This is a genomic window from Gammaproteobacteria bacterium (assembly GCA_041395725.1).
Taxonomy (GTDB): Bacteria; Pseudomonadota; Gammaproteobacteria; order Pseudomonadales; family Pseudohongiellaceae; genus NORP240.
On sequence record JAWKZW010000001.1, the window covers coordinates 966,505 to 981,375 of the forward strand.

13 protein-coding genes are annotated in these 14,871 nt (G+C 50.6%); 11 read left to right on the forward strand and 2 right to left on the reverse strand.

The genetic code is table 11. From position 1 onward, the window contains the following. Nucleotides 1–168: 168 nt before the first annotated feature. A complete protein-coding gene (locus tag R3F50_04245) occupies nt 169–1,035 on the reverse strand; it encodes a phytanoyl-CoA dioxygenase family protein (protein ID MEZ5489515.1) in 867 nt (288 codons plus the stop codon). 45 nt (nt 1,036–1,080) lie between these two features. Between R3F50_04245 and R3F50_04250 the strand changes: the two genes are divergently transcribed. The 11 genes from R3F50_04250 to R3F50_04300 all read left to right on the forward strand — a co-directional run bounded on the left by R3F50_04250 (nt 1,081) and on the right by R3F50_04300 (nt 10,924). Continuing rightward, nucleotides 1,081–1,206: a hypothetical protein gene (locus tag R3F50_04250; protein ID MEZ5489516.1), complete on the forward strand. Its 126-nt coding sequence runs from the start codon at nt 1,081–1,083 to the stop codon at nt 1,204–1,206. A gap of 327 nt (nt 1,207–1,533) precedes the next feature. Next, nucleotides 1,534–1,794, forward strand: a complete 261-nt coding sequence (locus R3F50_04255) for a hypothetical protein (GenBank protein ID MEZ5489517.1) — start codon at nt 1,534–1,536, stop codon at nt 1,792–1,794. 216 nt (nt 1,795–2,010) lie between these two features. Beyond that, nucleotides 2,011–2,559: a LysE family translocator gene (locus R3F50_04260; GenBank protein ID MEZ5489518.1), complete on the forward strand. Its 549-nt coding sequence runs from the start codon at nt 2,011–2,013 to the stop codon at nt 2,557–2,559. Between the two features lie 342 nt (nt 2,560–2,901). Beyond that, entirely contained in the window at nt 2,902–3,687 is a 786-nt protein-coding gene (locus tag R3F50_04265; protein MEZ5489519.1) for a DUF3450 family protein, read from the forward strand. Continuing rightward, nucleotides 3,687–5,105 (forward strand): MotA/TolQ/ExbB proton channel family protein, encoded by a 1,419-nt coding sequence (locus R3F50_04270; GenBank protein MEZ5489520.1) that lies wholly within the window; start codon nt 3,687–3,689, stop codon nt 5,103–5,105. The genes R3F50_04265 and R3F50_04270 overlap by 1 nt, the downstream gene beginning before the upstream one ends. Continuing rightward, nucleotides 5,102–5,593 (forward strand): MotA/TolQ/ExbB proton channel family protein, encoded by a 492-nt coding sequence (locus tag R3F50_04275; protein ID MEZ5489521.1) that lies wholly within the window; start codon nt 5,102–5,104, stop codon nt 5,591–5,593. Before R3F50_04270 ends, R3F50_04275 begins: the two co-directional genes overlap by 4 nt. Before the next feature lie 83 nt (nt 5,594–5,676). Beyond that, nucleotides 5,677–6,081, forward strand: coding sequence for a biopolymer transporter ExbD (locus tag R3F50_04280; protein ID MEZ5489522.1), 405 nt, complete (start codon nt 5,677–5,679; stop codon nt 6,079–6,081). A gap of 21 nt (nt 6,082–6,102) precedes the next feature. After that, entirely contained in the window at nt 6,103–6,759 is a 657-nt protein-coding gene (locus tag R3F50_04285) for a hypothetical protein (protein MEZ5489523.1), read from the forward strand. A gap of 7 nt (nt 6,760–6,766) precedes the next feature. Beyond that, nucleotides 6,767–8,290, forward strand: a complete 1,524-nt coding sequence (locus R3F50_04290) for a tetratricopeptide repeat protein (protein MEZ5489524.1) — start codon at nt 6,767–6,769, stop codon at nt 8,288–8,290. Further along, nucleotides 8,287–9,786 carry a tetratricopeptide repeat protein gene (locus R3F50_04295; GenBank protein ID MEZ5489525.1) on the forward strand — a complete coding sequence of 500 codons (1,500 nt, stop codon included), beginning with the start codon at nt 8,287–8,289 and terminating at the stop codon, nt 9,784–9,786. Before R3F50_04290 ends, R3F50_04295 begins: the two co-directional genes overlap by 4 nt. A 550-nt stretch (nt 9,787–10,336) precedes the next feature. Continuing rightward, complete coding sequence (locus R3F50_04300) at nt 10,337–10,924, forward strand: hypothetical protein (protein MEZ5489526.1); 588 nt, start codon at nt 10,337–10,339, stop codon at nt 10,922–10,924. A gap of 168 nt (nt 10,925–11,092) precedes the next feature. Here the strand turns inward: R3F50_04300 and R3F50_04305 are convergent, their stop codons facing one another. After that, on the reverse strand, nt 11,093–14,752 hold the full coding sequence (locus R3F50_04305) for an error-prone DNA polymerase (protein ID MEZ5489527.1): 3,660 nt from the start codon (nt 14,750–14,752) through the stop codon (nt 11,093–11,095). Nucleotides 14,753–14,871 lie beyond the last annotated feature (119 nt).

The following is a 14,871-nucleotide window of genomic DNA, read 5'->3' on the forward strand; positions in this document are numbered from 1 at the left end:
AGATTTTTATGGATTGAGCCTAGTCACTTAGTCACTCTACGTAATATCCAGAAAAATTGAGTACGGCGCTGGAAAGGCTGCTATGGAAGCAGCGAAGCGGTCCTGGGCCAAGAATTTATGCAATGAATGGGTTAACTGCCCAGGGCTTCTCCCTTCAGGCCGGCCTTCTCAGCGCCTCGCAAGTTTGCGCAGGATGCGGCGTAACAAGCCTGCCGACATTCTTTTTTTGACATCGGAAACACCCTCCCGGGTTTCGGGTATCCAGATGGGATCCCGATAGTGAGTGTCCCCTTCACTGCTGAGCATTGGCGTGTAGTACCTGCAGCCTTCGAAATAGTAATGGGTCACCTGGGAATGGCGGCTTCGCGCCAGATCTTTGCGAGGTGCCCCGCCGTGTAAGAGGTTAGCGTGCCAGATCAGTGCCTCGCCTTTGCGGATGCAGCCATACTCCGGTTGCAGATTCTGCTCCTCGATGACCTGCTGAACTGCCCGCTCATAATCCTTGTAGAAATTGTAGCCAGTCCCTAAACCAAAATCCTGCATGGTGTATTCATGCAGCTTATGGCTGCCGGGATAATAGATCAGGGATCCGTTGTTTTCATCCATGTCTTCCAGCGCAACCCATACCCCCGCCATGAAGCCGGACGGCATGGAATTGAAATGTATGGTATCGGAATGAGCCAGTTGAGAGGTGCCGACCGGAAAATTCAACGTTTGAAAAGCCAGCGCCCGACGCCCGTATAATTCTCCCAGAGCCCGCAAGACGTTTTCCTGAACCGCCAGTTGTCGAACCTCGTCAACCTGCAGCCAGGCATCCTGCACCCGGGTGCCAAAGGTGGGGTTATTGCGAAACTCTTCCGGGTATAAGGGATAAACCTTTTCCTTGATCCCCTCGAGCAAGGCATCGTCGAACTCGAAATCCACGACCAGGTACCCATTGGTGTGAAATGCCGCTTGCTGCTCCGGGCTGAGTATCTGTTCAGGGAGTTGCGGGCGGGCTGAAGATTCAGCGCCTGGAAAGGATGTCTGCCCCATGAAACCGTCACCATTGCTTTTGATAGTCTGGAGAATCTCTGATCAATGACCATAACCCTCTACTTGAGCCTGCAAGGCGTGGCCTTCAGACCAAGCTACTGGATTCGTTGCCTGGCCTTGTCAGGCCGACGCATACCGGCAGCGATACATCTTGCCAACGGATTCGTCTGAAGGTCAGAACCTTGAGGTAATTAATCAGAAATTCCGTGGCTATTCTAGCAGAAATCCGGCTTCACCGGATCACAGCGCATGATCCGAAAGCGCGCAATTTAATTCCGGAAAAACTCGAGCCCACATGATCCATGTTCACAATTTTCTGTAGACTGACATGCTAGTTTTCCCGCCACAGATGCGGGAAATCGTCAGTGGACGACGGGATACCTGAATACAATCAGGCAGAGAGCCAATTGATCACATTAACACGCAAACTCAACACATTGTTAACCGTCACCTTTACGGTGTTTTACATAACGGCTGCAGGGACGGCTCTGGCAGGCAATGGTAACGGTAAACCCGCCGGGCACTTATCAGCCGGGGCTGATACTCACTGTTCCTGGAGGCGACCCCCTCGGCCTGGGAACCTGGCTTAATGGTCTGCTGGGCCTGGTCCACATCAAGGAGTTGACCCTCAGTGCGGAGGCTCTCCCTGCCGATGCCGACGGCGATGGCATGATGGACTGTGATGCTGAATACGAGGGACTGACCTGCGAGGAAGAGGAAGACTCTTCCACGGCCAGCTCCAGCTCAACCTCTGAATAAGTTTTGTTGCCTGCCTTCACGGCTCCTCTGGACGGGAGCCGCGATAGCTGATTGAAGGACTTGCAGCTTGTGTCAGCTCTTACTTGTAAGAGCATGACCTTGACCTGACAGCAGCCATTGAATAGGACTCGCTTTATGGTTCGCATCTGCATAAGTCCCCGAGATGTGGTTAAGGAGACTCTGATTAGCGGGAAGATGTTTAGCGGGATCAACCACGTGAACTTTATAGATTCAATTTCACTTTTCTTAATAATGGTCACACTGGCAGCAATACCGAACGCCAGTGTTGCACTTGTTGTAGCCCGATCGGCTACGCTTGGGATCTCAAATGGCATAGCGGTAGCAACAGGCATCGTTCTAGGTGATCTTGTATTCGTTGTTCTGGCAATACTAGGATTATCAGTTGTGGCTGAAACTATGGGCGCCCTGTTTGCCGTCTTCAAGTATCTTGGTGGTGCTTATCTAATCTGGTTTGGGTTCTCATTACTCAAACCCGGAAGAAAAGCCACTTTCGTAGTAGAGGAAGAAAAATTGAATGGAAACATTCTGACCAGTTTGTTTTCTGGATTACTTCTAACTCTTGGGGATGTAAAAGCGATAATCTTTTATGCAAGCTTACTCCCCGCCTTTATAAACCTGGCCGCAATCGAGATTACCGATTCAATAATTATTATCTTTATAACCCTAATCGCAGTCGGTACTGTAAAAGTATTCTACGCAGTGCTTGCTGATAAAGTTGTAAAGGTGGCCGGATTGCTGATGTAAAGCGACTGATATCTCAAGATCTCTGATCTGACATTAGACTTATTGTGGCTCTCAGTACGTCACTTACTCGCCGCCCACTCACAAACTGGACAACGGCCTACTTTGGAGATACCTTCCTGTTTTACCTGAAAACTACAAGCCTGAAGCAACTTGTCACTGCTTCCGCCGAGGAGCCTGGTTTCAACGACGTTGCGGAGAAGACCTTATTCTCCGGGACACTGAGATTCAGCTCAGCAAAGCAGTACTCATTCGCGGCTCCGCAGAATCACTGAACATTCTTAAAGTACCAGGGAGCAACTACAAAAACTCACATTTGTCGCAAGGATTAACAGTGGACTATCTATGATCAAATGGCTAATCGGAATGAAATGCTTAATAAAACAATATCTACTTGCCTTTGCGCTGCCTATAGCTGCCTACCCATTGGGAGCCTATTCGGCAGAATTGCTGGATGAGACCAGAACCACAATTCGCGAGTGGGTAGAGACTGAGCAGGCAATTTCTCACGAAAAAAGCCAATGGCGGGAAGAGCGCGCCTCATTGACGACACTGCTATCTATCCTAAGGGCAGAAGAGGAAACACTTAACGAAGAAATAGCCCTCGCTCAGGACATCGCAAGTCGTGCAGATGAAGAAAGACTTGTTTTAGTTGAACAACTCTCGTCATATCAGGAAGTATCAGCGTTACTGGAAGTCCTGATCTCAGACTACGAAAGGCAACTTAAAATTATTGAGAGCTATCTTCCTCAGGTATTGCGTAGCGAGCTGCAGCCACGCTTGAACAGGTTGCAGCAAGAGCGAACCTCCCATTCTTTGAGTGAACGAACACAGAATGTGCTGAATATTCTGGCGGAGATTGAAAGTTTTGACTCCAGGATTACGCTGGCCAGCGAATTGATCAGTGTCGAACAGGATCAATCCATCGAAGCACGCATATTGTATCTCGGGCTTTCAAAAGCATTTTTTGTGAATGAAAGTGCGACAATTTCTGGCTACGGATCGCCTTTTGACACTGGCTGGCAGTGGCGGACTGACGAGACATTGAGTGGTTCAATAGTGAGAGCGATCGATGTCTATGAGACACGGTTGACCCCGCAACTTGTCACCTTACCACTAAAGGTGGACTGATGAATCAACTTATAGAATTCACTCATCGACTGATTATGCTGGTCGCCTTTTCCGCTTTCATGTCCGTGGCGGTTACTGCACAGGATGTCTCCCTGGATCAGGTTCGGATTTCGGTAAATTCAGATCTTGAGAATTCGCTGCGCGAACTGTCAACATTGAGAGAGGAGATAGCAGATGAAAAAATACCACTGGTAACGGAGCTCAATGAACTTGAAGGTAGCATCAGGCGATTAAGAAACGAAGCGGCACGGTATCAGGCGTTAAGAGACAGCAGAGAGTTGGGATTAAGCGATATTCAGAGTCGGTTGCAGGCCTGGGAGAATGAGAACACCTATTTGTTGAATTTACTGGGTGAGTACGCGTCTCGCTTTCGAAGCAATCTCAATATTTCAGAATTGAATCGATTCGAACAGATACTGCAAGAGATTGATTTGCAAGACGACTCCATAAACCAGGAAACCAATCAGGTGGAGACAGAGTTGGAATTGGTGGCTCTTGGACTTGACCGGATCCGAAGTTCTTTCGGAGGAGAACAGTACGCAGGCAGCATAGTTGGCGAAGACGGAAAGTTGATTGATGGCGGATTCACTCGGTTCGGCCCGATTGTCTATTTCCTCGATGAGGGAAGCCAGATTGCCGGGTTGGTTACTGTCGAAGATGGTATCAGCGCACGTATTCTGGAAATGCAGAACGAGCTTGACAGCTATGTACGTCTGGCGACTGGTGACAGGGCTTCCATGCCGGTTGACGTATCAGAAGGCAAACTCCCTCTGATTTCGTCAAGCCAGGACTCGCTACTGGTGCACATAGGCAGGGGCGGAATCTGGATCTACCCCATCCTCTTCTTTGCTTTTATTTCACTGGCTATTGCGCTTTTTAAAGCTATACAAATACTTCGAATAAAGATGCCCAAAATAGAAGAAGTGCGAAGCATCCTGGCCAGTATCCGCTCCGATGATCTGCTGTCCGCAAAAGTATTAGCAGACAAAATGCCGGCTCCCGTAGGGCCCATGCTGAATCACGGTATTGACAACCTGGGTCAACCCAGACAACTGCTTGAAGAAATCCTGTACGAGAAAATACTGGATACCAGGCCAAGGCTGAATAATCTTTTACCAGTAATTGCTACTACAGCGGCCATTACACCACTTCTTGGTTTGTTGGGCACAGTGACCGGAATGATAAACACGTTTAATCTGATTTCGCTGTTTGGTACAGGTGATACTCGAATACTCTCCTCTGGTATATCGGAAGCACTTGTTACAACCGAATTTGGGTTGATCGTCGCAATACCCGCACTGATTATTCATGCAGTGCTGAGTAGAAGAATACGAACGATATTGGGAGATATGGAAAAATACGCACTTATTTTCAGCAATGGCCTGATCACAGATGACCAGAGCAGGCTGCCAGCATGATGGACTTCTGGCTCAGTTTCTGGAGCGTCACCAGTGGCGGTGGGCTTCTGATGCTGGCGTTATTTGGATTGGCACTAGTGATTTACTGGCTATCGATCGACACTTTGTTAACAATTCCCGGCACTGTGCGAAAGCAGGAATCTTTATTGGCTGGCATTAACACACGCCAGGACATTGAAGTTTTTAAAAATGATGTGCTATCACCTATCAAGAGCAGGAAAGCGCTGATTGCTACTTTGGTAACTACCGCACCGCTTGTCGGGCTTCTGGGTACCGTATCGGGGATGTTGAAAACTTTCAGGGGCCTCAGCACTGGCAAAGGTGACACTTTTGATCTGGTAGCGGCAGGAATATCAGAAGCCATGATAACTACTGAAACAGGATTGCTGGTAGCCATTCCGGCGACGTTTCTGATCATGCTGATAGGGTCGCGAACCCAAATGCTGGAACATTTAGTAGAGATTAACGAGAAAGATATCGGCACATAGAACTTTCGTGTCGATTCGATCGCACCAGGTGCCAGACTGTTCAAGCAGCAGTAACATGCCTGTAAAAGGAACTTTCAAAGAAAATGAAAAAAACACTTTTCCAGGAAGACGACGTTCAATCCAGTGAGATCAACATTTCACCATTGATTGATATCGTATTCATTCTGCTGATCTTTTTCATTGTTACAACTACCTTCGTTGAAGAGGCCGGTGTGGAGATCACAAAGCCACAGGCGATCTCTGCTCAGCAGCTTCAGAAGGAGAGTATCATGATAGCCATCACAGATGATGGTCGGGTTGTATACGGCGGCAGGGTAGTCGGGACGGCGGGCGTGCGCCCTCTTGTAGACAGATTGCTCTCACGTGGCGACCTGCCAGTAATTGTTCTCGCAGATCGCAACGTACGAACTGAGCTTCTGGTAGATGTTATCGATGAAGCCAAACTGGGTGGCGCGACCTCTGTAAATATAGCCACAAGAAGCGATTGAGAGGTTACTTGGATTCAGGTCATGAAGCACATTCGAACCATCTTACTGCGCCGAACCAGCTTCTACACATTGGTTGTAGTCGCACTGCTTTTTGCGCTATTACCGTTAACCCAACGCACAAAAGAAGGCGTGAGTGATGATCTGGTTATCACGCGACAAATTGATATTGCCTTACAACCGCCTCCTCCGCCTGAAGAACGGAAGGGGTCGAGCTCAAACAGCAGCCAGAATTCTGGTATCAATTTGGAAGCTCTCACTTCCGGCGTAGACCTTCAACCCCTAAGAATTGATGTGGAATCGGTACTTACCGAAGGGCTGGGGCTGGGGTATGAAGGGGCCGGTCTCGATGTGACACCAAACGCAACGTTTACACTTGAGGGGGTTGGATTTGGTACCAATGGATTGGACAGGCAACCAATTCTGCTTGTCCGTCCTGTTATACGAGAGGGGTTATTACGAAGAAGAAGGATCAGTCAATTCGAAGCCTTGGTTTTCGTCAAGTGGATGAAAGACGGATCACTGCGGTTAATCAGAATCGAAGAAATAGAATATCCGGAACCTGAATTCGCGGCGATGGTTAGAGATGCGATTTCTCAAATGAGATACACCAAACCTACAGTTGACGGTGAACCTGTTGAAAGGTTTGTCAGACTGCCCATTACCATTCATGCAGGGTAGCTTGCACATGGATATTCTGCCCGGCAATCGCCTAATACTGATAGGTGTATTTTTACTTTTGATTGGCGTAATCGAAACAGCGTCCGGACAAGTCGATTGGCCCCATGGGGTCAGAGATTGGAGTGATGCGCAGTTTCAGGCTCGTGTCCAGGGCGTTTACGATTGGAAAGGATCAGGGCCGGATCGATTGCAGACATTGGAATACACTGAAGTGCCCATCGATATGTATCAGTTGTCTACAGTAAATAGAGATCTTAACTCGTTTCCGCCAAGGGACACGATTGACCCGGAGCTGCAATATTTTCCACCGCCCAAGGATTGGGTGGATCGTAAAGACCTGATCTTGAGTATGCGGGGCAGCGGCGAAATTGATGCTACGTTTTTCGAGGAAAAACTGGATGAGTCAGCCGGTCCTGACACCTACTTTCTCATGGGAAACATCTACTTTTTAAAGAACCGGTTGGTTGATGCTATCCGGCAATATGAGATGGCTACGGACCGCTTCTCCCGCTTCCGGCTTGCCTATCAGAACATGGCCTTTGCCTATATCAATCTCGGTGATTGCGACAATGCATTGACCACTATCAACAAAGCAATCAGCTTAGGTGCATTTGGAGTCCGGGTGAAAGGGCTGCAGGGGTATTGTGCTCTTCAACAAGGCAACTATGTAACTGCTGCTGACGCACTCGCTATTTCCAGGATGCTTGACAGTGAAAATTCCATATGGCTTGAATTGCAGATCCAGGCACTCATAGGTGCGGGGCACTATATGCCTGCCAGAAACCTGCTCAGTTCGCATGCAAGCAGGTTGCTCGACAGCTCTCGAATCCTCGATTATTTGATTTCTATTGCGCAGAGTGACAGCGATTGGGAATCGTTACATAGTCTGTTAGAAGTCAAGCGCATTGCCGGACAACTCACCAGCAAGGAAAACGCAACACTTCAACGATTGCGAGCCTCTCAAGGATTACCGGTCTCAAGAGGAGAAGTCGGTAGTCTACTTAGTGTTATGGATGCTGATAGCTACATAGCTGATTCCGCCCAGATAATGTCAGAATTGATTGACAATGAAGCGTGGGAGATCGCATCAATTGTAGGTGATGGAGTCATTGAGAGCTTAGCCGGGGGTCCGGTGTCGGCGGATTCAGCCAATATAATCTACCTTCAAGCAAGTATATTAACCACGCAAGGGCAAATTGAAGAAGGAAGTGCACTACTGGATGAACTTTTGCGGGCCTATCCGATCCATTGCGAAGCACTGATATTGCGAGCTGAGCAATTTAATCAGCTGGACGAACTGCAGCAATCGCATGAGTATTTTAACCGGGCGATACGAAGTTCGAGTAGTTGCAGTGAAAAGGCAAGATTAGAGTACGCGGATGTTCTGATACAAAGAGAAGACTACTCTCACGCATTTGAGCTCTACCAGACCGATCGTCGCCAGAAAGAAATCGCTGGAATCATTGATACAGCTATTGCCAGAAAACTGGTTGAGGCCCTTGCACGCCTGACCCAGGCATCAGTTCAATGATACCCATTAGTTATTCACCTCTTAAGAGGGAGCCGATGCTCAATCGGATTACAGTCAGTCTTATCAGCAGGTTTATACTCGGCTTGTCGACTATATTTGGCTCTGGGTTTATCCATGCCCAACTGGCGCCAGGTCCTGATGAGCTGGGTCTGAGTTTGTCTGACCCCCAATTCTCCCAAGAGTTTAATGGCAGCTTTGAAGTCGGACTGAGACCTGGAGCTCCCGCACTGGACGAACGGGAAAGTGTCATCCTGCAAGTTGTAAGCGACATGTATGTCGAGGACATTGATGCAGCATTGCGCTTCATCTTTGATGAAAACCGGCGTGAGGAACTGCGGATACAAAGCGATCGTCGATATCGGCAAGGCAACGAACTGGATTTAGTCTACTCTGCCAATATCGAATACGCCATTGGTCAGTTATACCAACTCAAGCGGGATCGACGCCGTGCTGAGGAGTATTATTTCCAAGCTATCGAAAAATACCCCTCTTATGTTGATGCATACGTTCGACTGATGGAACTCTACCTTAATGAAGAGGATTGCGAAAAAGCCATGGAGGCAGGCAGGAAAGCGATAGAGATTGGGGGTGTAGATGGATATGTGTTTAAAGGATTCGGATTATGCCATATTCAGAATCTGGACCATGACGCCGCACTGACAGCTTTTAGAATGGCGAGTACTTTTCTACCTGAAGATGAATCAGTACAGTATTACTATGCTTTGGCGGCTTTCAATGCGGGGTATTCATTGGAAGCTATCGGAATACTCGACCAACTAATACATGATTATCCGCAGAATAGAAACTATCACTTTCTATTAGTTAACGCCTTTCTACAGGACAGCAACTACCAGGGAGCACTGGAAATTCTTGAAATCGCGCATAGAAAAGGCATGGGTAACGCGTCTTCTTATTCCCTATTGGGCGATATTTATATCGGTAATTCTATGCCTGACGCTGCAGCAGTTGCATACGTTTCAAGCTTGACGACGGATGAGCTTCCTTCTTTCGATACTGCACGAAAGCAATTTGACAACCTGGACAGACTGAATGCAAGTGATGCTACCGAGCAATATTTCGCTGAACTAGTCATTGCCTTTGAGGGCCGTCTGAACCGGATTGAGTCTCGCGAGTTAGATATTCTGCGCGCCAGGGTCCTTATCGATAACGGACAGGCACCAGATGGAATCAGTATCCTACAGAGTGTTATAGAAGATGATCCTATGAACGGAGAAGCGTCACTTTCACTGGCCAGGTACTACAGCCTTCAGAGTGACTTTGAGCGCGCGTCAATATATTTCCAACAGGCAGCTAATGACGACGATATTGCGCTTACTGCATTGACAGAGAACGCTCAACTTGCAATTGATAGACAAAACTGGAACCAAGCGTTCGATTTACTGTTCCAGGCAAGTCAAAAAGCGAATTCTGAATCAGCAGAAATAATAGACAACAATCTCAAAGCGATCGAACGTATACTGGATTTATTGGAATAATATTCGAAATTCCTGCTGAGTTTGATCCTCGATTGGCCCACTGGCTGTAACTGGTTCCGTGATAATCATGCGGGAAATCGCCCATTATCCTCGCATAATCAGAATCAATGGCCAGCAATTCCCAATGCAGCGTTACCAGTGGTCCGGCAACCCCATTGGAGTATGGGAGGGACGTAGACTGTACGCCAACAATCGGAGCTTCGACCCGTAATCCCGACATTTATTGATCCGTCCTTCGGAACAATTGGAAATCAATAAACGCTTCGAACTTGTATTTGAAAACAGGATACTTTATCACTTTGCGGTGACCGACCCAGAGATATACTTAACTCCCTTCATTGCAGAAGTGACTCTAATTGGATAAGTCGATGGGGAAGTTATCCACGAGTAGGCCTGCCACGAAGGGAACTATTCTCTACCGAGCATCCTTGCTGGAGCACGACAGGAAGGAGGAGAATCTGCGAGAAACTCCTGACCATTAAAAATGCGAAAGGAGGACTACATAATCGCCTTCAGGCATTACCTTACAGTAGTTAACCAAGCAGGCTTAATGTTGTTATTGCTGTTGGCATTGAACGACCACGCAATCGCACAACAGAATGAAAACAACACCGAGTCCCGGCAAACCGATCCGTCTAACTCATCGACGGTGCAGCAGGCCGCAGATGATTACGCTGAGCGACCAGTAATCAGCATCGAGCAGATAGCGGTGACAGGTCAACGTTCAATGTTCCCATTGCGGTCTCAGATCGACGACGCTAAGAGAGCACTCTACTCAAGCTACAACGATCTCAACCTGGACGACGAGTTCGACATCAATTGCCGAGTGTCAGACTGGACGGGAACCCGTATCAGGGAATTGACCTGCTGGCCAGTTTTCTTCGAAAATGCAGTCGCGAATAGTGCCCAGGTTTTTCTTCGCAAAAATGGATTACGGGATCCTGTCGGGCAAATGCGAACTCAATATGGGGGAAAGTTCGATGAAATGCGGAACAACATCATCAAGGTGGCCCGGGACAATCCCGAAGTCGAAGACGCCCTGATCGAGCTTGGTACCCTGGAAGCCGCCTATGAAAAAAAGCAGGCCGAGTGCCGACAAAATTCTTCTGTGTTGTTTATTTTCAGGAAATGCCGTTAACACTTTAAGGAGCCTCTGATAGATCACCTAGAAGTCCTCTCATTGACGGGAAGCAGATATGATTTATTGTCCGCTTATATTTCCGCTGTTTCACTTCTCTTCAAGCCTCCACAAACAGAATTTTTATTGAATTTATGGTATGTATAGGACACGCGCCTGACCTCTCAATCAGGTGAAGTCCCTGGAAGATAACTGCATAGCGCCCAACCAATGGGTCAGATCCACCAGATCCCGGGCTATCAGGTGTGTCACCCCATCGCTGTGCTGCACATGGCCGGACACCCCCAGCAATCTTGCCTGGCGCACCACCGGGCGCCGCCTTTCCCCCAGCGCCGGCCAGACCACCACATTGATCGTACCGGTCTCATCCTCCATGGTAATAAATGTGACACCAGACGCTGTCATCGGGCGTTGTCGGCAGGTGACGATGCCTGCCACCTTGACCAGATTCTCATCCTGAAAGCCGGACAGCCTGTCAGCTCGACTGACCCGATAACTGTCCAGATGATCTCTTAGCAGGGACAGCGGGTGACGACGCAGGGTAAACCCTGTCGCCCCATAATCGGCCATGATGTTCTGGCTCTCGGTAGCCGGGGCCAGCATCACAGCAACGTCGATGTCGCCGCCACTATCACTGCCACTGTCAAACATATCCAGGCCCGCCCCTGTTTGCGGGAAACCGCTGTTTTCCGCAACAACGCCAGCCGCATACCAGAAGGCACGATGCCTGTCGCCACTCAGACCCCGCAAGGCATCAGCCGCGGCCAGCGCTTCCAGGTCCTTCTTGTTGATACCACTGCGGAATACCAGTTCCTGGATACTCCGAAAGGTTACGCCTTTCACCCCACCTTGCTGTCGGTCTTTCTGTCGGTCTTGCTGCCCTTCTTTTACTTTATCCTTTGCCCCGTTTTCTGCCCCTGCTCCTGCCTTCTCTTTTACAACCCCTGTTGCCTCTTGTTTCGTTCCTTCTCCTGCTCTTTCTTTTGCCTTCCCTTTTGCCTTCCCGTTTGTCTTACCTTTTGTGTCTCCGGTTTCGTCTGCGGCCACACTGCCACCCGCCCGACGCAACTCGATGACAGGATTTTCCCGCGCCTCCACGATGGCCCGCGCACCTGCTTCCGACAGACCCTTAACCTGGTTGAACCCAATACGCAGCGCGGGACTAGGGTTGCTGTTAAAGCGCCCTGCTGCTCCGTTGCCATCTGCTGGTGTATCCGACCGGACTGCTGTTTGCATGCCCGGGCCACCGACACCGTCTCTGGTGGTATCACCGGCACTGACAGATTGAAGGGCCTCACTCAGCTCTTCCGCTCTCCGCCGTCTCGCTATCCCCGTTTCCGGGAACACCGACCGCCCCGTGCCCGCTGAAAGTTCCAGGGTGCACTCGTAAAAGCTGTGGTTCACATCTACCGGCAGCACCTTCACACCATGGCGCCTGGCATCCTGCAACAGCTGAGCTGGCGCATAAAAGCCCATGGGCTGGCTGTTCAGCAGCGCACAGCAGAACGCCGCCGGGTGATAGCATTTGAGCCAGGATGATACATAGGCAATCAACGCAAAACTGGCGGAGTGTGATTCAGGGAATCCGTAATCGCCGAATCCCTGAATCTGTCGGAACAGCCGCTCGGCGAATGCGTGCTCATAACCCCTCGACAGCATGCCTTGAATAAGCTTTTCGCGGTACTGCTCCAGGCCGCCCTTGCGTTTCCAGGCTGCCATCGCACGCCGCAGCTGATCCGCTTCGCCGCCGCTGAAGCCTGCAGCCACCATAGCCAGCTGCATCACCTGTTCCTGGAAGATCGGTACCCCCAGGGTGCGCTCCAGAACGGCCTTTACCTCATCGCTGGGATAGGTCACCACCTCTTTGCCACTACGCCGCGCCAGGTAAGGGTGCACCATGTCGCCCTGAATAGGGCCAGGCCGCACAATCGCGATCTGAATCACCAGATCGTAGTAATTGCGCGGCTTTAATCGGGGCAACATGCTCATCTGGGCCCGGGACTCGACCTGGAACACGCCTACCGTATCCGCCTCGCCCATCATGTCATAGACTTTGGGGTCTTCGGCCGGAATCTTCTGCATGGTCAATTCTTCGGCACTGTAACTGCTCACCAGTTGCAGACATTTTTTCACCGCAGTAAGCATACCCAATGCCAGCACATCGATTTTCAGCAGCCCCAGAGCCTCCAGATCATCCTTTTCCCACTGGATCACTGTGCGATCAACCATGGAGGCATTCTCGATGGGCACCAGATGCGACAACGGCCCCTGGCTGATGACAAACCCCCCAACATGCTGGGAAAGGTGACGGGGAAAGCCGATCAGGCTGCGGCACAGATAAACCAGCCGCCTGATATCTGGGTCGGCGTAGTCGATACCGGAGTCAGACAGCTGCTCTTCCAGATCAGACCCCCACCAGTAGATGGATCTGGCAATAGCATCCAGGCGCTCTTTTTCCAGCCCCAACACCTTGCCCACCTCTCGAACAGCACTGCGGGAACGGTAGGTGATTACAGTGGCAGCCAGGGCCGCCCGGCCGCGACCATACTTATTGTAGATGTACTGAATAACCTCTTCACGGCGGGCGTTTTCGAAATCAACGTCAATGTCCGGTGGCTCATCCCGCTCCCGGGAAATAAATCGCTCGAACAACACCGCCACCCGATCCGGATCCACTTCCGTAATACCCAGGCAATAGCAGACCGCCGAGTTGGCTGCCGAGCCCCGGCCCTGACAGAGAATCTGCTGGCTCCGGGCAAAATCCACCAGATCATGGACCGTCAGGAAGTAATGCTCATACCCCAACTCTCTGATCAGTGCCAGTTCATGCTCTATGATGTTGCGTACTTTAGGTGAGGCACCGCCGGGCCAGCGGCGGCGGATGCCCCGCTCCGTCAATTCCCGCAGCCAGCCATGGGGAGTGTAGCCCTCGGGTACCAGCTCCCGGGGATATTCATAGCGCAGTTCGTCGAGGGAAAAGTGGCAACGGCTGGCAATATTCACCGTCTCTGCCAAGAGCGAACGCGGATATATTTTTACCAGTTGTTCTATTTTTCTCAGATGCCGCTCACCATTGGGTTCGGCGTCATAACCCAGCTCCTCCAGACGCCGCCCCAGCCGGATCGCCGTAACCGTGTCCTGCAGGATACGGCGCCGGGGGCTGTGCATGTAGACACCACCGGCAGCACAAAGAGGCACAGCAAACTGTCTGCCCAATGTCTCCAGGTAGCCCAGCTCTTTAAGGTCGTTGCCGCGCAGCAACAGCTCCACGGCTATCCAGAGCCGATTCCGCAGCAGGCGCCTCAGCCACACCAGCTGCGAAACAACCACCTCTTCCGGCTGTTGCAGGTCCGGCACCCAGAGCGCCAGGCAGTGGGTCGGCAGATTGGCCTCCAGCATAGCGCGATCGAGTCGGTACTCCCCCTTCCGCGTCTCACGCCGCGCGCAGGTAATCAGATGGCTCAACTCTCCGTAGCCGCTACGATTGGCAGCCAGCAGTACCAGCCTGAAAGCCTCCCCCGGCCCGGCTTCCGCACCAGCGGTGACAGTCAACTCAGATCCAATGATCAGCTTCAGGCCGACCTGCCGGGCCGCTACATACGCCCTTACCACGCCACTCAGAGAGCACTCATCGGTAATGGCCAGCGCCTGGTAACCCAGGCGGTATGCGGTCTCCACCAGCTCCTCCGGAAACGAAGCGCCACGCAGAAAAGTATAGTTGGAGATACAGTGCAGCTCCGCATAGCCAGGCAGGTCATCGGACTGCTCAGGCGATTCCGGCTCAGCCCTGGGTGGCGAAGTGGTTTTGTGGGGGGATTTTCTGGCCATCGTACCAAATAAATAATACTGTATATATATACAGTATTCTTCGGGTGGCCAGGTGTCAATCGATTGTGAATGAAATCCCCTCGAATCAGCACACCGGGATGGGGCCGGAGCTCCAATCG